General features: G+C 60.9%; 19 protein-coding genes. 7 read left to right on the forward strand and 12 right to left on the reverse strand.

All coding sequences use genetic code 11. The features are described from left to right. Window positions 1-114 precede the first annotated feature (114 nt). On the forward strand, window positions 115-870 hold the full coding sequence (locus tag L1071_RS12970) for a FadR/GntR family transcriptional regulator (protein WP_246975533.1): 756 nt from the start codon (window positions 115-117) through the stop codon (window positions 868-870). Window positions 871-904: 34 nt separating this feature from the next. Here the strand turns inward: L1071_RS12970 and L1071_RS12975 are convergent, their stop codons facing one another. The 5 genes from L1071_RS12975 to L1071_RS12995 form a co-directional block, all read right to left on the reverse strand. Further along, window positions 905-2,350: an FAD-binding oxidoreductase gene (locus L1071_RS12975; protein WP_246975536.1), complete on the reverse strand. Its 1,446-nt coding sequence runs from the start codon at window positions 2,348-2,350 to the stop codon at window positions 905-907. 35 nt (window positions 2,351-2,385) lie between these two features. Next, window positions 2,386-3,642, reverse strand: coding sequence for a TRAP transporter large permease (locus L1071_RS12980; RefSeq protein WP_246975538.1), 1,257 nt, complete (start codon window positions 3,640-3,642; stop codon window positions 2,386-2,388). Further along, the gene (locus L1071_RS12985) at window positions 3,639-4,121 is read right to left on the reverse strand and encodes a TRAP transporter small permease (protein WP_246975540.1); all 483 of its coding nucleotides are present in this window, start codon (window positions 4,119-4,121) and stop codon (window positions 3,639-3,641) included. Before L1071_RS12985 ends, L1071_RS12980 begins: the two co-directional genes overlap by 4 nt. Window positions 4,122-4,222: 101 nt before the next feature. Then, window positions 4,223-5,287, reverse strand: coding sequence for a TRAP transporter substrate-binding protein (locus tag L1071_RS12990; protein ID WP_246975542.1), 1,065 nt, complete (start codon window positions 5,285-5,287; stop codon window positions 4,223-4,225). A gap of 206 nt (window positions 5,288-5,493) precedes the next feature. Next, window positions 5,494-6,810: an L-fuconate dehydratase gene (locus tag L1071_RS12995; RefSeq protein WP_246975544.1), complete on the reverse strand. Its 1,317-nt coding sequence runs from the start codon at window positions 6,808-6,810 to the stop codon at window positions 5,494-5,496. A gap of 297 nt (window positions 6,811-7,107) precedes the next feature. Here L1071_RS12995 and L1071_RS13000 point away from each other — a divergent pair, with 297 nt between their 5' ends. Together L1071_RS13000 and L1071_RS13005 are read left to right on the forward strand one after the other, a co-directional pair. Continuing rightward, on the forward strand, window positions 7,108-8,637 hold the full coding sequence (locus L1071_RS13000) for a UxaA family hydrolase (protein ID WP_246975546.1): 1,530 nt from the start codon (window positions 7,108-7,110) through the stop codon (window positions 8,635-8,637). Between the two features lie 82 nt (window positions 8,638-8,719). Next, window positions 8,720-9,688, forward strand: coding sequence for a GntR family transcriptional regulator (locus L1071_RS13005; protein ID WP_246975549.1), 969 nt, complete (start codon window positions 8,720-8,722; stop codon window positions 9,686-9,688). A gap of 46 nt (window positions 9,689-9,734) precedes the next feature. On the opposite strand, the gene L1071_RS13010 is transcribed toward L1071_RS13005, so the two are convergent. The 6 genes from L1071_RS13010 to L1071_RS13035 all read right to left on the reverse strand — a co-directional run bounded on the left by L1071_RS13010 (window position 9,735) and on the right by L1071_RS13035 (window position 15,998). Continuing rightward, entirely contained in the window at window positions 9,735-10,643 is a 909-nt protein-coding gene (locus L1071_RS13010; protein ID WP_246975551.1) for an NAD(P)-dependent oxidoreductase, read from the reverse strand. 13 nt (window positions 10,644-10,656) lie between these two features. Next, window positions 10,657-11,724: an Ldh family oxidoreductase gene (locus L1071_RS13015; protein ID WP_246975552.1), complete on the reverse strand. Its 1,068-nt coding sequence runs from the start codon at window positions 11,722-11,724 to the stop codon at window positions 10,657-10,659. Further along, window positions 11,721-13,226: a tripartite tricarboxylate transporter permease gene (locus L1071_RS13020; RefSeq protein ID WP_246975554.1), complete on the reverse strand. Its 1,506-nt coding sequence runs from the start codon at window positions 13,224-13,226 to the stop codon at window positions 11,721-11,723. Before L1071_RS13020 ends, L1071_RS13015 begins: the two co-directional genes overlap by 4 nt. 7 nt (window positions 13,227-13,233) lie before the next feature. Further along, complete coding sequence (locus L1071_RS13025) at window positions 13,234-13,701, reverse strand: tripartite tricarboxylate transporter TctB family protein (protein ID WP_246975556.1); 468 nt, start codon at window positions 13,699-13,701, stop codon at window positions 13,234-13,236. Between the two features lie 13 nt (window positions 13,702-13,714). Continuing rightward, entirely contained in the window at window positions 13,715-14,692 is a 978-nt protein-coding gene (locus tag L1071_RS13030) for a tripartite tricarboxylate transporter substrate binding protein (RefSeq protein ID WP_246975558.1), read from the reverse strand. 172 nt (window positions 14,693-14,864) lie between these two features. Next, entirely contained in the window at window positions 14,865-15,998 is a 1,134-nt protein-coding gene (locus tag L1071_RS13035; protein ID WP_246975560.1) for an iron-containing alcohol dehydrogenase, read from the reverse strand. Between the two features lie 214 nt (window positions 15,999-16,212). Here L1071_RS13035 and L1071_RS13040 point away from each other — a divergent pair, with 214 nt between their 5' ends. From L1071_RS13040 to L1071_RS13055, 4 genes are all read left to right on the forward strand, one after another. Beyond that, window positions 16,213-17,118 (forward strand): LysR family transcriptional regulator, encoded by a 906-nt coding sequence (locus L1071_RS13040; RefSeq protein WP_246975562.1) that lies wholly within the window; start codon window positions 16,213-16,215, stop codon window positions 17,116-17,118. Between the two features lie 96 nt (window positions 17,119-17,214). Then, on the forward strand, window positions 17,215-17,688 hold the full coding sequence (locus tag L1071_RS13045) for a hypothetical protein (RefSeq protein ID WP_246975564.1): 474 nt from the start codon (window positions 17,215-17,217) through the stop codon (window positions 17,686-17,688). 75 nt (window positions 17,689-17,763) lie between these two features. Then, entirely contained in the window at window positions 17,764-18,765 is a 1,002-nt protein-coding gene (locus tag L1071_RS13050) for an NAD-dependent epimerase (protein ID WP_246975566.1), read from the forward strand. Between the two features lie 63 nt (window positions 18,766-18,828). Continuing rightward, on the forward strand, window positions 18,829-20,169 hold the full coding sequence (locus L1071_RS13055) for a UDP-glucose dehydrogenase family protein (protein WP_246975568.1): 1,341 nt from the start codon (window positions 18,829-18,831) through the stop codon (window positions 20,167-20,169). 99 nt (window positions 20,170-20,268) lie between these two features. Here the strand turns inward: L1071_RS13055 and L1071_RS13060 are convergent, their stop codons facing one another. Further along, on the reverse strand, window positions 20,269-21,345 hold the full coding sequence (locus L1071_RS13060) for a glycosyltransferase (protein WP_246975581.1): 1,077 nt from the start codon (window positions 21,343-21,345) through the stop codon (window positions 20,269-20,271). Between the last annotated feature and the right edge of the window lie 22 nt (window positions 21,346-21,367).

The raw sequence follows: 21,367 nt of genomic DNA on the forward strand, positions 1-21,367 counted from the left end.
ATTCGAAGATCCAGAGGCCTGACCAATGGTCAATTCATCATTGCTGCGCTGGGTCCCTGTGGCAAGTCAATTGCCATCAACTTTAGTCGCAACGCAGTGCGGAGAGACGATGCGATGCCGATTCAAACCATTCGCTCACAGCGCCTGTATCGACAGATCGCCGATCAGTTGCAACAACTGATTCGCGACGGTGAATTTCCTCCGGGGACGCTACTGCCCCCTGAGCGTGAACTGGCACAGCAATTAGGTGTCAGCCGAGCGTCGGTGCGTGAGGCGCTGATCGCCCTGGAAGTCGTGGGCATCGTCGAGGTGCGCGTGGGGCATGGGGTATTGGTCAAGGAAATCGATGCCATGCCGCCGGGGTCGGTGATGCAAGCCGCCGCGCGCAAGGAGCCATGGGCGCTCGACCCTGAGTTCGCCAGTGAGATCGAGCTCAATCTCGACGAGGAAATACCCCCGTTTTCCCTATTGCAGGCGCGACGTTACCTGGAGCCCGAGAATGCGGCGTTGGCGGCGATGAACGCCAGTGACGAGGACTTGGATGCGATTCGTGCGGCATTGACGCGCAACATCTACGATAACAATCACGGAGGGGGGAACCTGGCGGGGGATCGGCTATTGCACATCCGCATCGCCGAAGCCTCGGGCAACGCGGCTTATGCCTTGCTGATCAAGCACCTGCTGGGGCACCAGTACGGGGTCATGTTCCGGCGCCTGCAGGAGCTATTCATGGAGACGGGCATGGCACAGCGCTCACAGGAAGACCACGAGCGCCTGGTGGCGGCGATCGAGGCGCGTGACCCCGCAGCGGCGAGACAAGCCATGGAAGTCCACCTCGATCATGTGCTGCGGGTGTTTTTCGCGGAGTAGCGGTCTTGTTTCCCAGATAACGGGACACCTAAGATCAACGCGGTAAGATACGGCCGGCGGCCATTAGCCCCTCCGGGTCGAAGAGCTGCTTGAGACCTTTCAAGAGCGTGTATTCGGTCTCGTCCAAATCTTCGAGGAAAGGCACCTGTTTGACGCGCCCGATGCCGTGTTCGGCGCTGATGCTGCCATGGTGGGCGTCGACGAGATCGAACAGGACACCTTCCAGCTCATGCAGTAGGGCCTTTTTGGCTTCGAGATCGAGATTCGCGGGCGGCAGAAGGTTGAAGTGCAGGTTGCCGTCGCCGATGTGGCCGTAGGCGATGACCTGTGTCTCCGGCGAGTGCTGTGCCATGGCGTGATTGGCGGCGTCGCAGAATGCCGTCAACGACGAAATGGGCAGCGAGATATCGGTGCGCAGGTGTTCACCGCGCATCTGTTGGCCTTCGAGCATGCTTTCACGGATCTGCCATAGCTGGGCCGCCTGCGTCTCGCTGCTGGCGAGGACGCCATCCAGTACATTCCCTTGATCCGACCCTGTCTCGAAGAGATGCTCGATCATCGTGTCGAGATCTGCCGGGCCGCTGGCCGAGACTTCCATCAAGACATAGACCGGGTGTGCTTCGTCGAGTGGGTCGGGGAGATCCGGCGCGGCTTCGAATGCCAGTTCCATGCACACACGAGGAATCAACTCGAACGCCGAGAGCAGGTCGCAGCAGCTACGCCGTGCCTGGGCGTAAAGCGCCAAGACCGAGGCGATATCGGGCACGGCGATCAGTGCAGTGCGGCTGGTCTGCGGTCGAGGGGCGAGCTTGAGCACGGCGCCGGTGACGATGCCCAGCGTGCCTTCGGCACCGATGAACAACTGCTTGAGGTCGTAACCGCGGTTGTCCTTGTGCAGGGCATGCATGCCGTTCCACAAGCGTCCGTCGGGCAGCACGACCTCCAGCCCCAGTACCAGTTGGCGCATCATGCCGTAGCGCAACACGTTGAGCCCACCGGCGTTGGTGGAGACGTTGCCGCCTATCTGGCAGCTCCCTTGTGCGCCCAGGGCGAGCGGGAAGTAGCAATCCGCCTCTTCAGCGGCATCCTTGACGTTCTGCAGGATGCAGCCGCTATCTACACTCATGCTGAAATTGATGGGATCGAGGTGACGAATTCGGTTCAGCCGCTCGAGGCTGATCATTAGTTCACCGCGCTCGGGATCGGGTTGCGCGCCGCCGACGAGACCTGAGTGGCCTCCCTGCGCCACCATGGGAATCTGGTGGCGATGGCAGAACGCGACGATGTCGGCGACCTGTTCGGGAGTGCCAGGGCGAGCGATCATCCAGGGATCGCCGCCCTTGTCGCCGGCCCAGTCGGTGGTATAGCGCGCAAACTCCGCGGGGTCATCGATGACCCCGCTGCTACCCAGCAAGTCGCTGAGAAAGTCGTGCAGTTCTTGCGTGGCGATGGGCATGGTGATGTCTTGCTCCACTGTCATATCACTTGTGCTAGAGCGCTACTTATACCAGAGCATTACTTATACCAGAGGACCAGGCCGGGGAAGGCCAGGAACGCGATAAGCAAGGCGACCAGCGTGAAGTAGTAGGGCAACAGGCTCTTGACCAGTTCTTCGAGCTTGACCTTGCCGACGCCGCAACCGACATAGAGCACGGTGCCCACTGGCGGTGTGATCAGGCCGATGCCGAGGATGAACGACATCATGACACCGAAGTAGACCGGGTCGATGCCCAGTTTGACGACGACCGGAGTCATCAGTGGCGCCAGAATGACCATGGCCGGCGTAAGGTCCATGAAGAAGCCGACGACCAGCAGGAACATCGTCAGAATACCCAGGATGAAGTACTTGTTCTGGGACAGCTCCGAGAGCATGACGACGATCTCTTGCGGGATCATATTGGCAGTCAAAAGCCATGCCAGGACACTGGCAAACGCCAACAGCAGCAAGACCACACCGGTCAAGCGGCCGGTCGTCACACACAAAGAGAAGAAGCTCTTCAAGGTGAGGCTGCGATACACGAACATCGACACCGCCACGGCGTAGAGCAGGGCGACTGCGGCGCTTTCGGTAGGTGTGAAGACACCGCTCAAGATCCCGCCGACGATGATGATCGGCAGCAGCAACGCGAGTATCGAATCCTTGAGGGCGGCGATGAGTTCCTGGAAGTCGAACGGCTGCGCGGCGCCGGTCTTCTTGGACTGGAAGTACGTCGCCAGGGCGAGACCCAAGGTGATCAGAATGCCTGGCACGATCCCGGCCATGAACAGTTCTGAAATCGAGGTGCCGGTCACGACCCCGAAGAGAATCATCGGAATCGACGGCGGAATGATGATACCCACTACCGAGGCGGCGACGACGATAGCGGTGGCGCGTGGCCCCGAATAGCCGTGCTCTTTCATCGGGTTGATCATCATGCTGCCCACGGCGGAGGCGTCCGCCACGGCGGAGCCGCTGATGCCACCGAAGAACATCGAGGTCAGCACGGTCACCTGGCCCAAGCCGCCGGCGACGAAGCCGACCATGGCGCTGGCCAGGCGTACCAGACGCTTGGCGATACCGCCCGAACTCATGACCTCGCCGACGAGAATGAATAGAGGGATAGCCAACAAGGGGAATGAGTCAAGCCCGTTGACAGCTTCCGATACCAGCGAGGAGAGGCCGTAATCGGCGAAGTGAAAGATGAACAGGCAGATCGCGGCTAAGCCAAACGAGATCGGCATGCCGATCACGATGCAAGCGAACAGCCCTAAGAGAATGCTCCATAGGATCATGCCGCACCTCGCTTGAAGACTTTGTAGAGAAAAATGGTATTACCGATGATGGTGAGTATTGCCATGACCACCATCGCGCTATTGAGGACGGTCTTGGAAATGCCCAGGAAGGGGGTCGTTCCAACGTAGCCTGAAATGAGGTTGTTGAAACCGATTAAAATACTGATACAAACGGCATAGATGATCGCTGCTGCAACCGAGGCGAATATCTTTTGCAGTACGGGAGGCGCCTTGTCCTTGAACAGCGTCACGGCGACGTGTTCGTTGGTCAGACTGGCGATACCTGCGCCCAGTAGCACCATCCAAATGAAGAACAGGCGTGAGATTTCCGCAGCCCAAGCAAAAGAGTAGCTGAATAGAAAGCGGCCGAAGACGTTCATCGAGACGGTGACGACCACGCCTATGACGAGGAGCCCGATGATGACGTCCAGTCCACTTATCAGCTTGTTCAAGTAGGCGTTACCCGAACGTGACTTCATGAAGCCTCCAGGGAGGGGATGCTTATCGTGTTGGTTCCAAAAGCAGGGAAGGGCGTGGCCGACCTTCCCTGCGGAGTTGTGCTACTGATGATGCGGGGTGCTTATTCTTGCTCTTGCTGCACCTGTTCGCGGATGTCGTCGATCAGCTCACCGCCGATATCCTCGCGCCAATCTTCATAGACCGGTTCCAGCGTGTCCTGGAAGACCTTGACCTGGTCGCTGCTGAGCTCGGTGATCTGCATGCCTGAATCTTTCAGGTCCTGCTTGATCTGATCGTTCAGCGTACGGCTGACGTCACGCTGGTAGTCGCCCATCTTGGTGGCGGCGTCGCGAACCAGCGCTTGATAGTCTTCCGGCAGACGGTCCCAGAAGCGAGCAGAGACCAGCGTGATGAACGGCGTATAGACGTGGTTGGTTTCGGTGGCGTAGTCCTGAACCTCGTTGAACTTGGACGACTCGATGGTGATCCAGGGGTTTTCCTGACCATCGACGACACCTTGCTCAAGCGCCGTGAAAAGCTCGGCGAAGGACATTGGCGTGGGGTTGGCGCCCAGGGTCCGCCAGATATCCAGATGGAGCTCGTTTTCCATGGTGCGGATCTTCAGACCATCGAGATCTTCCGGCTTTTCGACGGGATGCTGGCTATTGGTCAACTGGCGATAGCCGTTTTCACCCCAGCCGATGGCAACCAAGCCTTGAGAGGATGCATCTTCGAGCATTTTCTGGCCGATTTCGCCGTCAAGCACGGCATCCGCCATTTCCGGCTTGGGGAACAGGAACGGCAGGTCGAAGACCGCGAATTCCGGGAACATGTTCACCAGCGGCGAGGTGGACGGCATGGTCATTTCCAGCGTGCCTGCCTGCAGTGCACTGGTCGCCTGGCGGTCATCGCCCAATTGGGCACCGGGGAAAAGGTCGACCTGGATGTGGCCATCACTGCGTTGCTCGACCATCTTCTCGAAGTACTGAAGACCGCGATATTGCGCGCCGGATTCCGTGGTACCGATGCTGAATTTGATCTTGAAGTCGCCATCGGCTTGAACCTTGTCGCCTGTGACGTCCGGCAAGTCAGGCATTTCGGTCGCCGCGGAGGCACTCAAGGCGGTCAAGCCGAGAAAGGCGCCGCCGACGACCGAAACAAAGCGTGTCGTTGTGGTTGTTGTCATCCTGTCCTCCTGGAACTGATGGTTAGTGCTGGCATGTGTGTCACGAATGACACCGGTATCATTGCAACCTGCACCAGAAACCCTTGCTTACTGATGGGTCACACGATGTCCTTGGCAGACGCTGTGTCTGCTCTTGATCATCTTAATGTTGAACATACACCTAGATGCCCCCCTTTGAGACTTCATCGTTAGTCGTAGATGGCCAATTAATTTTCGTTGGAAGGCGTTTTCCAGGCCTCTCCCTCGGGATAACGATGACGCTCGAGAGAGTCGTCATGCAGGGTGATGCTGTAACCGGGAGCCTCCGGTACTTGATAGCGCCCCTGGTGAATGCGCACTGGATCGACGAAATGCTCGTGGAGGTGGTCGACGTATTCGAGGATGCGACCGTCCAGCGAGCCGGAGACCGCGATATAGTCGAACAGCGAAATGTGCTGCGTGTACTCGCACAGCCCTACGCCACCGCCGTGCGGGCAAACCGGTACGTCGAACTTGGCGGCCATCAGCAGCACCAGTATCACTTCGTTGAGCCCGCCCAACCGCGCGGCATCGATCTGGCAATAGTCGATGGCGTCGGCCTGCAATAGCTGTTTGAACATCACGCGGTTATGGCAGTGCTCGCCGGTGGCGACGCCCATGGGGTCGAGACGGCGACGAATTTCGGCATGGCCGAGGATATCGTCGGGGCTGGTGGGTTCTTCGATCCACAGCGGATCGAATTCCGCCAGGTCGCGCATGTTGGCGATGGCTTCATCCACTTCCCACATCTGGTTGGCGTCCATCATCAGCGCGCGGTCCCAGCCGATTTCATCGCGCAATATGCGGGCGCGCTGGCGATCCTCTTCGAGGTTGCCGCCGACCTTCTGCTTGAAGTGCGTCCAGCCTTCGGCCAGCGCTTCGCGCGCCAGGCGACGCACCTTCTCCTCGGAGTAACCGAGCCAGCCGGCGGAGGTGGTGTAGGCGGGGTACCCCTCGATGCGCATGTGCGCTTCGCGTTCGGCCTTGCCGGCCTCCTGGCGCTTGAGCAAGGCAATGGCTTCCTGCGGGGTGAGGGCGTCGGTGACGAAGCGGAAGTCCAGGCATTGGACCAACTGCTCGGGGGACATGTCCGCCAGCAGCTTCCAGACCGGCTTGCCTTCGCGCTTGGCCCATAAATCCCATACGGCGTTGACGATGGCCGCTGCCGCCAGGTGCATGACGCCTTTTTCCGGCCCCAGCCAGCGCAGTTGGCTATCGCCACTGGTCAGATCGCGCCAGAAGGTACCCATGTCGGCGGTGATCGCCTCCAGCTCGCGTCCCACGATGCGCGAGGCCAGTGCCTCGACGCCCTTGACGCAGACATCGTTGCCGCGGCCGATGGTGAAGGTCAGGCCATGGCCCTGGTGCGTGTCGTCGGCATCGGTGGTCAGGGTTACGTAGGTAGCCGAATAATCCGGCGCTTCGTTCATCGCGTCCGAGCCGTCGAGCTGACGCGAGGTAGGGAAGCGAATATCTCGCGTTTGAAGGTGGGTGATCGTGGTCATGATCCAGTGTCCTGAAGAGAGAGCGGTCTGCGCCGCGTCAATGAGTGTTTTTCAGAATCAGACTAAGGCGAACTAGCAATAACAGGCCAATCGCAATTTTGTTGTGCTGATTTCTTCTGGTTATCGCGTGGTGAGAGATCTCGCGGGACCGCTTTGGGTGCGATAAGATTTTAATTGAACATTGTGTGCAATATTCAATAAAGTGAGCGTAAAGCCAGTCCCACAAAAAGCCAGTCCCAGAAATCGATGCGTCCCTCCTCCGTGGCGGCGAGGCGTGTCCTTGTCAGCGAGGTCCTCATGCAGCTCATCAATACGACACCGCCGGTCATCCGACTCAACGCGGCCGATAACGTGGGCGTCGCCACGCGTGCCGTCCCGGAAGGTCTGCCGCTGGGGGGCGACGAGTGTGTGGCGCGTCACAATATCGATGCGGGGCACAAGGTGGCACTGACAGCGCTCGCCGAAGGCGACAAGGTCATCAAGTACGGTCAGGTCATCGGTCGGGCGAGCCGCGCTATCGCTGTCGGCGAGCACGTGCATACCCACAATCTCGCCATGCTCGAGCGCGATACCTCGCTGGAGGGTTTCGAACCTTTTCCGCGCACGCCGGTGAGCGATTCGGAGCGCACCTTCATGGGCTATTACCGTGCCAATGGGCAGGTCGGCACGCGCAACTACATCGGCATCCTGTCCACCGTGAACTGCTCGGCGACCGTGGCCAAGGTCGCCGCCGAACGGCTCAATGCGGAGGGTGATATCTCGGCCTTGGGGTTCGATGGCGTGGTGCCGATCACTCACGGTTCGGGCTGCGCGATGAATACCGAGTCCGAGGGATTTGCATTTCTCGAGCGCGTCATCGCGGGCTATGCGCGGCATCCCAACTTCGCGCATGTGGTGCTTATCGGGCTAGGTTGCGAAACCAACCAGGTTAAGCAACTGGTCGAGAAGTCGGGGCTGGAGGAGGGGGCGCGCTTGGCCTACTTCAACATTCAGCAGGTCGGCGGTACTCGGGCGAGCATTCAGATGGCCTGCGACAAGGTGCTGGAGATGGCGCGCGGGCATGAGCGCGATGTGCGCCGCCCTGCGCCGCTCAAACACTTGAGTGTAGCGTTGCAATGCGGCGGTTCGGATGGTTACTCGGGTATCACCGCCAACCCGGCATTGGGCCACGCCGCCGATCTGATCGTGCGTCACGGGGGCAGTGCAATCCTGAGCGAAACGCCGGAGATCTATGGCGCCGAGCATCTGCTGCTGGATCGCGCGGTGGACGTGGACGTCGCGCGCAAGCTGCTGGATCGCATCGCCTGGTGGAAGCATTACACCGAGATCAACGGTGCGGAACTCAACAACAATCCTTCTCCAGGCAACAAGGCCGGAGGCCTGTCGACGATTCTGGAAAAGTCCCTGGGGGCGGTGGCCAAGGGCGGGGCATCGAGCCTCAATGATGTGCTCGAGTACGCCGAACCGCTCAAGGTACCGGGCTTCAATTTCATGGACAGCCCCGGTTACGACCCGGCCTCGGTCACCGGGCAGATCGCCTCGGGGGCGACCGTGGTGTGCTTCACCACCGGACGTGGCTCGGTCTCGGGGTTCAAACCGGCGCCATGTCTCAAGCTGGCCACCAACACGCACATGTATGAGACCATGGAAGAAGACATGGATCTCAACTGCGGCGCCATCATCGACGGTGAGGTTTCGGTAGAAGAGATGGGCGAGGTGATCTTCGAGCGTATCATCGCCGTCGCGTCCGGCGATGCCAGTGCCAGCGAATCGCTGGGGTATGGCAGCAATGAGTTCGTGCCCTGGATGGTCGGCGCGATCACGTGACGAACGCCGCGCTGCCATCACGCTCAAGAGCGCTCGAACCACGCGTGTGCGCACAATAATCTCGGAGGAGTACGCCAGACGCATGGCCAGATCGTTGAAGGATCAACTTTATCGGGTAGTCCGCCAGGCCATCGAGGATGGGCGTCTCGAGCCAGGATTGGTGCTGCTGGAAGGACATCTCGCCGAGCACTTCGCGATGAGCCGTTCGCCGGTGCGTCAGACCCTGGCCCGTCTTCACGAGGAAGGATGGATCTGTCGTTTCGAGGGACGCGGTTACCAGGTCGGTGCGCAACCCGGCGACGCGGTGCGCCGCTCGCTGGGCAAGGGCGATTTTCGCGCCTCGCGTATCGAGCGCACGGATACTTGGCGCGCGCATGCCGAAAGCGTGGAGCGCGACGTGGTGCTGTGCTCGATGAAAGGACGCTTCGAGCTCAACGAACTGCAACTGGCGCGCTCGTTGTCGGTGAGCCGGACCCTGACGCATCGCATCCTGCTGTATCTGCAGAGCATCGGGGTGGTCGAGAAGGTCAAGTACAGCAGTTGGACGGTGGTGCCGCTGGACGACACGCGCCTGCATGATCTTTACCAGGCACGCCGTCAGCTAGAGCCGTTCATGATGACCCGTGCCGCCGAGACGTTGAGCGATGCGGACATACAGCGTTATCTGACGCGTCTGGACGAGGCCGCGCGCGATTATCCTCAGGTGCCCAGCGCATTGCTCGATGCCCTCGAGAATGACCTGCACCACGAAGCGCTGATGTGCGGCAACAACGCCGAAATCATGACCATGTTGCGGCGCACGCGGCCGATTCTATTGATCAGCAAGCATCTGCTGGGTTCGTCGATCGAGCTGCCCAGTGTAGCGCCGTTCTTCGACGAGCACCGGCATGTGTTCGAAAAGGCCCGTGACCGTCACGGCGACGCGGCGGGGCGAGCCCTCGAAGAACATCTGGCACGCTCCGAAGCCCAGGTTCAGGCGCGTCTGGCCGATTTTCGCGATGCGGGCAAGATGGCGGTGCCAGCCTATCTGCGCGAGGTCGCGTCTTCCTGAGTGCTCGACAAAACAACCTGCCGCCAGCTTAACGGCTCGGTGCCGATTAGCGCGGACTTTCGCCGTTGCGCCGACGCAGCTCGCGGATCAGGGCGCTATGGTCCAGCTCGCCGTCGCCGTGCGCGACCAGATCCCCGAACAAGCCATCCACCAGGCGCGATACCGGAAGCTCGAGCGATAATTCGTCTGCGAGCGCTTGGGCGGTTTGCGTGTCCTTCCATTGCCATTTGGCGGGCCCGCCGGGGCGGAAGTCTTCCTTGAGCATGCGTTCGCCATGCACCTGCAGAATCGTCGAGTCGGCGAAGCCGCCCAGCAAGGCCTCGCGTACCTTGGCGGGATTGGCGCCACCGCGTTCGGCGAGCAGCAAGGCTTCGGCCACCGTGGCGATGGTGTTGGCAACGATGGTCTGATTGGCCAGCTTGGCGAGTTGACCGCTACCGGCGGGGCCGACATGCACGTCGCACCCGAGGGGCGCGAACAGCGCCTGCGCTTGTGTGTAGGTGGCGGCTTCTCCGCCGACCATGATCGCCAGCGTGCCGTCGATGGCGCCGCGCTCGCCGCCGGACACCGGTGCATCCAGATAGCCGACGCCTGCTGCTTCGGCGGCTTGGGCCTGGCTTCTGGCGGTCTCGACGGGAATCGAACTCATCACCACCAGAATCGCACCGGGCGCCATGTGGGCGATGACACCGTCGGCGCCCAGCAAGATGTCGTCGCATACCGGCCCCGAGCTGAGCATGACCATGACGAGGTCGGCGCCGGTGGCGGTATCGTTCGCCGAATGGGCGATTTCGATGCCGTGCTCGCGTAGTGTCTCTGTCTTGTCGGGCGTGCGGTTCCAAGCGCGGACTCGATGGCCCGCCTCGGTGAGGCGTCGCGCCATCGGTGCGCCCATGAGGCCGGTACCGATGACGCCGATGGTTTTGGTGTCGGGATTGTCCTGGTCGTGTGTCATCTTATGTCTCCGGTCATAGGCCTAGTGCGCGGCTCAATGTCCCGTCTGCCAGCGTCGAGTCGGCAACGGCCTGGCGCAGCGCGTCGACGACATCATCGGGCAGGGGGATTCCCTCGCGTAGATACCACTGACGCTTGGCGAGGCCGGACTGGCCGGGTAGGCGTACCGCGACATCCGGATCGGCACGCTCGGACTCAAGACAGCGTTGGGCGAGAAAGTCGGTTTCCTCGACGAAGGCATCGGTGCCGCCGAAACGTGCTGGATCGATGACCATTACAGTGGTTGAGGCGCCCCATTGGGTTGGGGCGTCCTTGCGCCCGAAACCGCCGAGAGCCGAGGTCAGTGCCTCGATCATCAGCCCCAGAGCGAATCCCTTGTGGCCGAAGGCCTGGCCGCCGAGTGGCAGAATGCTGCCGGGGGGCGTGGTGAAAAAGTCCTCGGGGTCGTCGCTGGCGGTACCGCGATGCGTCAAGATCGCCGGATGCATGAGCTTACCACCTGCGGCACGGGTCTTGTTGACGGTGCCGTTGGTGATGCTCGACATGCTGACATCGATCAGCATGGGATTGTCGCGACCCGGGATGCCGATGGCCAGCGGATTCGGCGTATATACGGGGGTTACGCCGCCGTAGGGCGCGACCGAGGCCACGGACGGGTCCGAACTCAGCACGATGGGCACCAGATCGCGTTCGACAAGGGGGCGCAGATAGGCCGCCAGGCAGGCGATGTGATGGGAGCGCTTGAGCGTAACGATACCGATCCCGAATCCTTCGGCGGCTTGTCGTGCATGTTCCAGCGCGCGCCTGACCAGGTACGGCCCCAACACATAATGCCCGTCGATCACGGCGGCCACGGGGCTGCTTTCCGTCATCTCGAGCGTGTCGGGGTTGCCGCTGGCTTTACCGGTCTTGAGGTCCTTGAGATAGCCATTGGCGAGCTTGATGCCATGCGTGTGGTGACCGAGGAGATCGCCCTCGACCAGTACGTCGGCGGTGGTGTCGGCGACCTCTCGATGAGCGCCGGCCTCCTCGAAGAGGGCCGTCAAAAGCTCATGAAGTTGTGTAGCAGCATAGGTGGTCATGGCGTCCTCGGTGATTGTGTGCCGCGGTAACGGCGATAGAGGCGAACAAGCACCGGCAGCAGCCAGATCAGGATGACCATGGCACCCAGGCCCGCGCTGATTGGGCGCGAGAAGAAGCTGAGCAGGTCGCCGTTGCTCTTGAGCATCGAGCTCATGAAGTTGTTCTCCAGCGTGCCGCCGAGCACCAGGCCGAGGATGGCCGGGGCCATGGGGAAGTCGTTGCGCGCCAGGATGAACGCGACCGAGCCGGTGATCAGCATGATCCAGACATCGGTAATCGTATTGTTAATGGCAAAGGCGCCCACGATGCAGAAGCACAGAATGATCGGCATCAATATCTTGCGCGGGGTCAGGATGAAGACCTTGGCCGAACGAATGGCGATATAGCCGATGGGCAGCATGATCAAGTTGGCGATGAAGAAGACGATGAATAGGGCATAGATGAGACCGCCACCGTCCATGAAAATGGTGGGGCCGGGGTTCATGCCTTTCATGTACAACACACCGATGACGATGGCGGTAATCGAGTCGCCGGGAATCCCGAAGACCAGCGCCGGTACCCAGGCGCCACTAAGGCCGGAGTTGTTGGCCGAGCTGGCATCGACGATGCCTTCGATGTGGCCGGTGCCGTAGGCGTCTCTGTTTTTCGATCGGCTCTTGCCCATGGCGTAGGAAATCCAGGCGGCGATATCTGCACCCGCACCCGGTAGGGCGCCGATCAACGTGCCGATCGAACTCCCCCGCAGCAGGTTGCGCCAATAGCGTCCGAGATGCTGGGGAACGCTGCTGAAGACCTTGTCCTTGTGCACGGCGGGGACGTTGCGTCCTTCGTTGCGAGAACCGTAGAAGCTCATCAGCTCATTGAGTGCGAACATGCCGATCATCACGGGGATGAAATTGACGCCTGCCATCAGATCCGGAATGCCGAAGGTGAAGCGTGGGGCACCGCTCATCATGTCGAGGCCGACGGTGGAAAGCAGCAAGCCCACCATCAGTGACAGGAAGGCTTTGGTCTTGGGGCCGATGGAGATGAAGATCGAGCAGCTCAAACCGAGCAAGGCCAGCCAGAAGTACTCGTAGGAGCTGAATTGCAGGGCCACCTCGGCCAGGGAGGGTGAAACGAACACCAGCACCAGGGTGCCGAATAACCCGCCGAACATGGAACATACCAGGTTGGTGCCCAGCGTTTCGCGTGCGCGCCCTTGTCGTGCCAGCTGATGGGCTTCACCGACATAGGCGGCCGAGGCGGGCGTTCCGGGAATATTGAGGTAGGTGCCGGGAATGTCGCCGGCGAAGATCGCCATGGCGGATGTGGTGACAATGGCCGCGATGGCGGGTGTCGGGTCCATGTAGAAGGTGATGGGGACCAGTAGCGCAACCGCCATGGTCGCGGTCAGCCCGGGTACGGCGCCCACGAAGACCCCGAATATGGCGGCAGCGGCGATGACCAACAGCGTCTGAAAATTGAAGACCAGCGCCAGGCCTTGCAGAAATGCATCCATGACTTACTTACCCCCAGACGCCCAACAGTCCCTCGGGGAGGGGAATGAGCAGGTAGCGAGAAAACGCCAGATCGATGACCAGTGCCGCGACGATAGAAACGCCAAGTGCTATCCATAGCGGTGTGCGCCTTGCCAGCATCAATACGAACATGATCGCGGCGAGACAAAGCAGGGCGCCAAGCCAATCGCTGGCGAGAATATAGAAAACGATGGCAAGTGCCGGCAGTAAAGAGAGCAGCATGTTGCGTAACTGCTCGCGGTCCATGCGCCAGGTGATGCCGTGTGCGACGCCCTTGAGAGCCCCGATATGGCCGATTGCGAGAACCAGGCCGCCGAGCATGAACCCTCCCCCGATGAGGGAGGGAAACAATGAAGGCCCGTATTGCAGGCTCGACATGGTGGGGAACCCTTGGGCCACGACATAGACGATGGCGCCTGCCACTATGAACGCGAGGCCGAGCAGGAAGTCTTTCATCGTGGCCCCCGGGTTATTTGGCTAGGCCGACTTGTTCGACGATCTTGCCGAAACGTTCGTCCATATCCGCCATCAACTGACCGAAGTCTTCGGCATTGCGCCATTCGGTGCCGAAACCTTGCTTGGCCATGAAGCCCTGATAGGTATCGCTGTTGTAAGCGGCCTTCAGTGCGTCTTCGAGCGTCGCGACGGTCTCGGGATCCATACCCTTGGGACCTGCGATGCCACGCCATTCGCCGATCTGATAGTCGCTTCCGATGGCTTCTTGCACAGTGGGGACATCGGGGAAACTATCCAGGCGTTCGGGTGCCATGATCCCCAGGCTGTTGGCACGTCCGGCTTCTATCATCGAACGGCCTTCTGGCACTGAGCTGGGGACGATGTCGATGCCGCCGGCGGCGAGTTCGGTCATCGCGGGCGCCGCGCCTTGGCTGGGAATCCAGGTGACGCGGTCGGGTTCCATGCCTTGGTCCATCAAGAAACCGGCGAATGCCAGGTGCCAGACGCCCCCTTGGCCGGTACCGGAGGCGGTGTAAGTACCCTTGGGTTGCTCGTCCACGGTTTTAACCAGGTCTTCGAGGTCATCGAAGGGACCGTCGGCGGCCACTTGAACGCCCGCGTAGTCGTAGTTGATCTGCGCGATGGGAGTGTAGTCACGGTAGGTCAGATCGGTGAGGCCTTGCCAATGCATCATATTGATCTCGCCCGTCACCAACCCGAGCGTGTAACCGTCGGTATTGGCGCGGGCGATGGCGCTGTGGCCTACCACGCCGCTCCCGCCGGTGCGGTTGACGACGTTGACCGTTGCGCCGAGTTCTTCTTCCAGCGCCTTGCCGATGGTGCGCGCGGTGGCGTCGGTACCGCCGCCAGCGGCCCACGGCACGATGATGGTGATGGGTTTTTCGGGGTAGTCGGCGAGGGCCGGGCCGGCGATGGCGGTGAGCAACACAGCGATGCTGGCGAGTCCGGCTTTATTGTGCAGTTTGAGCATGATCGATCCTTGTTATTGGCGTGTCATGACGTGTTGTCGTGCACGGGATGCGTCTTTCACGTTAGTCCTTAATGAACATTGCACGCAATATTCATTTGTCTAGACTTTAGTCTAGAGAGTGAGTTAAATCTCCTATTTATTCAGTTAGTTAAAAGATTTTCTAAAGCGATCTTCATAGCGCCTCCAAGAGCATGCGCTGAAAATCGTCGTGCGACGGGGGGCGCGGGTTAGTGGCGGTGGAATGGTCCTCCAGTGCCCATTGGGCGACCGGTGCCAGACGTTCCCGCGTGACGCCCATATCGCTCAGGCGCATGGGCAAGCCCAGGTCGATGTTGAGTTGAGTGAAGGCGTCGGCGACATCCGTACCGGGGGCCAGCCCCATCGAGTCGCGAAGCCGGGCGAACTTGTCGCCGCAATGATCCTGGTTGAAGCGCAGCACGATAGGCATCAGCAAAGCATTGAGCGTGCCATGATGGAGTTTGAGATCGTGAAAGCCGCCCAGTGCGTGGGAAAGTGAGTGCACTGCACCGAGCCCTTTCTGGAATGCCAAGGCGCCTTGCGTGGCGGCCATCAACATCTCTCGGCGTGCTTCCAGGTTGCTGCCGTCGCTGACGGCAGTGCGGATATGCCGTGTGGCGCGTTGCAATCCATCCAGGGCGATAGCGTCGGCGGGCGGATTGAAGCGCGGGCTGAGAAACGTCTCGACGCAATGCGCGATGGCGTCCATGCCGGTGGCCGCGGTCAAGTGCGGTGGCAACGATAGCGTCAGCAGTGGATCGCAGATCGCCACGTCCGGGATCAAATGCGGCGACAGAAAGCCAAGCTTGCGTTCGTCGCGCATGCTGATCAGGGCCGCGCGTCCGACCTCGCTACCCGTACCCGCCGTGGTGGGGATGGCCACCAACGGCAATATCTGGCTGCCGATGCGGGCCGCGCCGCCATCGATTACCGCATATTGCCGCAGCGGCGCCGGATGGCTGGCCAGCAGGGCGACGCCTTTGGCCAGGTCGATGCTCGATCCGCCGCCCAGCGCGACGATGCCATCGCAGTCATGCTCGCGGTAATACGCCACGGCCTCCTCGATGGCGATTTCGGTGGGATTGGCCGGCGTGCCGTCGTAGACCGGGGCCGGGCGTGTACCGCCGATGGCCTCTTGAACGCGCGTGACCAGGCCGCTGGCAGTGAGCCCGGCGTCGGTGACGATCAAGGGCGTGGTGACACCGAGCTGGGCCAATTCGTCGGCCAGGTCCTCCAGGGCATCGTCGCCGAAACGTATCTTGGTGAGGTAGTTGATGATCGCACTCATGCTGCGCTCCCTTTGTGCCCTGGGGCGATCAGGGCAGTGATTGTTGTTGAGCAATGCGTGATGTCGTTGCGCTTAGGCTATGGCCGCATTGAAATCACAATCCAATCGAAGTTTATGGCATTGTGATTCGCTCAGGTTATCGGAAAGGGCAATCATGACGGCGGACAAGCTTTCACATACACATCTTTGTGCCTGGTTGCGTTTCAAGCATTTGATGTTGCTGACTACTTTGGCCGAGAGTCGCAATATGCATGCCACGGCGCGGACCATGCATTTGAGTCAGCCGGCGGCGAGCAAGATGCTGCGTGATTTGGAGGCGTACTTCGGTTTCGCGCTTTTCGAGCGTTTGCCGCGGGCCATGCAGCCCACTGAGCTGGGCGAGCAGGTCATTCGCCATGCGTGGATCCTGCTCAACGACATGGAACGCCTGGTGGATGACATCAATGACCTGCGTGAAGGGGGTTATGGTCAGTTGCTGATCGGCGCGATCGCCGCTGCCGCACCGGAGATCCTGCCGGCGGCCATCGCGCGGCTCAAACGTGATCGGCCGCGTCTTTCGGTAAGTCTGCAGGAGCAGACCAGCGACCGCCTGCTGCGCGAACTGGAGCACAAGCGCCTGGATGTGGTTATCGGGCGTTTGACGCATGTCAGCCAGCACAACGTGTTCGACTTCGAGCCGCTACTGGATGAGCCGCTGCGGGTCGTGGTGCGCCGCGAGCACCCGTTGACGCGCCTTGATCATGCCCCGGGACTGGACGAACTGAGCCAATGGCCGTGGATACTGCATCCGCTGTCGAGCCCCATGCGGGGCGTGTTCGAATCGGCCCTGGCGGAAGAGGGTATCGCTACGCCCGCCAATGTGGTCGAAACCACGTCGATTCAGGCGACCCTCCAATTGCTGCAGTCCTCGGACATGCTGGCGGTGTTGCCACGCTCGGTCATGCGGCGGCCGCTGGCGGGCGGGCAATACGTCGTGCTCGAACGTGTGATCGGCAAGCCGCTGGACTACTACGGCATCATCACACGCCGTCAGGAGCCGCACTCTGCCGCCGCCGACGAGCTGATCGCGCATCTGCGACAGTTGGCCAGCGAAGCTCAGGGGGTGGAGCTCGATAACTGAATGCAGGCGTGTTACCAGACGCTCGAGTGAGCCTGAACCACGGGGCTATCGCTGGTATCCTTAGTGATATTCTTCTTCGAAAGACAACGGGATTCCATGGCCTCGCTTTCCTTGTTCCTTTCCATATTGATTTCTGCGGTGGCGCTGACAGCCGCCTTTACCATGCTGGTCTATCGCTGGATGGGGCGGCGTGCGTCGTCTTCCGATAAGCCACAGGGCAAGTCACGCAGCAAGTCACATAGCAAGAGCGCACCCAAGCGTGCCAATGCCGCTTCGCGCAAAGGTGCCTCGCGGGCCGGTGCGAAAACGCAGAAGCAGCCGGCTTCCCGTCCTCAGTTGTCGTTCCCACGCTTGCCGACATGGCTGCGTGCCAGCCTGCCATTGGGAATGATGCTGACGCTGATTGCGGCCGTGGGCCAACTGGCCCTGCAGGGCATGCACAATGCGCATCAGGTGGTTGCCAACGATCCGCGCTTGTTGTCGCTGGAAAACGTGCTCGACGGTCTTTCGTTGCTCGCCCTGGTGCTCTTGTTCGTGGGTATTCTCGCCTGGCTTGCGCCTCGTCAATGAAGTGCGGTGCATGGATCGGCCCGTCCCCAGCGCCATGCTATAGTGCGCGCCATCACAGGAGAGACCGGTAACCCCATGAATATTCTGATTACGGGCATGGCCGGGTTCATCGGTCATGCCGTGGCCAAGCGCCTGGCAACCGATGGCCACACTATCGTCGGCATCGATAATCTCAACGATTACTACGACGTGGCGCTCAAGCAGGCGCGCCTCGACGATCTGGCTGCATTGCCCAATGTGCGCTTCGCGCGCATCGATCTCGCCGATCAGGCGGCCATGCAAGCGTTGTTCGCCGGCGAGCGCTTCGATCGCGTCATCCACCTCGCCGCGCAGGCCGGGGTGCGCTATTCGCTCGACAATCCGCATGTCTACGCGCAGTCCAATCTCGTCGGTCATCTCAATGTGCTGGAAGGCTGTCGCCAGCAGCAGGTGCCGCATCTGGTCTATGCCTCATCGAGCTCGGTATACGGTCAGAATGCGCATGTACCGTTCTCGACCGCCGATGCCGTGGATCATCCCATCAGCCTCTACGCCGCGACCAAGAAGTCCAACGAGCTGATGACGCATAGCTACGCGCACTTGTATGGGATCCCGACCACGGGGCTGCGCTTCTTCACCGTCTATGGCCCGTGGGGACGCCCGGACATGGCGATGTTCAAGTTCACCCGGGCGATTCTTGCCGGCGAGCCGCTGCCGATCTTCAATCACGGCGAGCTGTCGCGGGACTTCACCTATATTGACGATATCGTCGAGGGCGTGGTGCGTATCCAGGATGTGATTCCCCAGGGCGATCCCCAGCGGCAAGCGACGGCGCCGGATCAAAGTACCGCACCGTTCGCACTCTACAATATCGGCCACGGCAGCCCCGTGGCATTGATGGATTTCGTGCGCGCCCTGGAGCGCGTGACCGGGCGTACCGCGCAATGCGATTATCAGCCCATGCAGCCGGGCGATGTGCCGCGTACCTGGGCCGATACCGAGGCGCTTTTCGAGGCGGTCGGTTACCGTCCCACGATCGAGGTCGAGGAGGGCGTGGCCCGCTTCGTCGACTGGTACCGCGCGTTCTATCAAGTTTGATGCCCGCTCGGGTTTGGCGCCTACGCTTTTTTTGACGACATGACACGTAAAGGACGACATACGATGAGAATCAGCATCTTCGGCACGGGGTACGTAGGCTTGGTCACCGGGACCTGCCTGGCGGATGTGGGGCACGATGTCATGTGCATGGATGTCGACGCCGACAAGATCGCACGCCTCGAGCGTGGCGAGATTCCCATTTACGAGCCAGGGCTCGACGCCATGGTACGTCGCAATGTCGAAGAAGGGCGTCTGCGTTTCACTACCGATGCGGCGTTCGCCGTCGATTTCGCACCATTGCAGTTCATCGCCGTGGGCACGCCGCCGGACGAAGATGGCAGCGCCGATCTACAGTACGTCCTCGCCGTGGCGCGCAGCATCGGCCAGCACATGGGCGACGACAAGGTCGTCGTCGACAAGTCGACCGTTCCGGTGGGGACGGCAGACAAGGTGCGCGATGCCGTCCAGGGCGAGCTTGACGCCCGGGGCTCTTCGCTGACCGTCGATGTCTGCTCCAATCCTGAATTCCTCAAGGAAGGCGCCGCCATCGAGGACTTCACCCACGGCGCACGGATCATCATTGGCACCGATGCCGAGCGCGTGCGCGAGACGATGCGTGAGTGCTACGGTCCCTATAACCGTCACCATGAAAAGCTGATGTTCATGGATATCCGTAGCGCCGAACTGACCAAGTACGCCGCCAACGCGATGCTGGCCACCAAGATCAGCTTCATGAACGAGATCGCCAATATGGCCGAACGCCTGGGGGCGGATATCGAACAGATTCGTCGCGGCATTGGCAGCGATCCGCGCATCGGCTACCACTTCATCTATCCCGGTTGTGGCTACGGTGGTTCCTGCTTTCCCAAGGATGTGCAGGCGCTGGCACGCACCGCCGGCGAAATCGGCTATCACGCCGAGTTGCTCGAAGCCGTCGAGGGCGTCAACCAGCGTCAGAAAGCCACGCTGTTTACCAAGCTTGCTCAGGCATTCGATGGCGATCTCAGCGGCAAGACGATTGCCGTGTGGGGGCTGGCCTTCAAGCCGAATACTGATGACATGCGCGAGGCGCCCAGTCGTGCCTTGATGGAAGCGTTGTGGGCCGCAGGGGCACGCGTGCAAGCCTTCGACCCGGAAGCCATGGGTGAGTGTCGGCGGATTTACGGCCAGCGCGACGACCTCGCCTTGGTCGAGAATCGTGAGCAGGCCGTGGCAGGTGCCGATGCCCTGGTGATCTGCACCGAGTGGAAGGCGTTTCGCAGCATCGACTTCGCCTGGCTCAAGCAGACGCTGCGCATGCCGGTGGTGGTCGATGGGCGCAACCTGTTCGACCCGCAGGCGGTCAAGCGCGCGGGCTTGCTGTACTTCGCCGTGGGCCGGGGCGATTCATTGCAGTCGGCGTGAATCGGACCAGCGGAATATACGAGTCAGTTGGATATGCAAACGGCGCCTCGCGGGGCGCCGTTTTACGTGGCTGTGTTTGTCTCATTCGAAGCGAGTCGATTACTCCGCCAAGGCTTCGAACTGCGGTAGCACGGTTTCCTTCAGAAACGGGCGGTAATGCGCCTCGGTCACGCGGACTGGATGGGCGTCCATGCGCGCGATGGCGTCGGCCAGCGCCGTTTCGTCCTCGCGCGGGACCAGGAAGTCGGCGAGTTCCCCCGAGAGGATTTCACGCGGGCCGGAGGGGCAGTCGACACTGACCACCGGGGTGTCGAGCAGCAGCGATTCGATCAGTGCACGTGGCAGGCCTTCCGCGTCCGAGGTGAGGATCAAGGCCTTGGCGTGGCGAATGAAGGGGTAGGGGTTGGTCTGGTAGCCGGGCAGGAGGACGCGTTCGGTGAGGCCCATGTCCTCGATCATGGCGCGTAGCCTGGCTTCTTCATCGCCCTTGCCTTTCCCCAGCAGCATCAGTGGTGTGGTGACGCCACTGGCTTTGTAGGCGCGCAGCAGCCGATCATGGCGCTTGCGCGGCTCGAAAGTGCCGACGTTGATCAAATACTCGCCCCCGGGAATAGCCGCTGGCTCCTCGGCCATGCGCAGGAAGGGGGCACGCTCGTAAGGGTTGTAGATGGCGCGAATCTCAGCGGGCTGGAGCCCGATGACCTCGAGCAGGTTGTCCTTGACGCCTTGGGAGACGGCGACGATGTTGCGCCCGTTATAGAAGCGATGCACCTTGGCAAAGGCCTTTGCGCGCTTGTTGGGATCGCTGAATTTCGCCGAGATATCGCTCTTGATCCAGAACCACAGGTTGGGAAATGTCAGATGACGGGTGATCTTGTCGCAGGAGCAAGACAGCACGACATCCGGAGCAAAGGCGCTTAATGCGCGTGCGATACGCGCGGCTTGCCATCTTTCCATCCATACGGTGGAAAATAGCTTGCTGAAGCGATTGATGACCCCGAGATTCTCGATCTCCAATCCTTCCGGAAGGCGGTGTTCGATCTTGTCGCGCAGGATGAATACCTTGACGACATGGCCGCGTTGACGAAGGCCGTCGGCGGTGTAAAGCAGCGATTTCTCCGCGCCGCCGCCGTATAGATCGGCAATGACGAAGGCAAAGCGTTTGGGCGTTGGCATGAATATCTTCCCTGGTACGTGC

Origin of the sequence: Chromohalobacter sarecensis (assembly GCF_023061135.1) — a bacterium.
GTDB classification, from domain to species: Bacteria; Pseudomonadota; Gammaproteobacteria; order Pseudomonadales; family Halomonadaceae; genus Chromohalobacter; species Chromohalobacter sarecensis.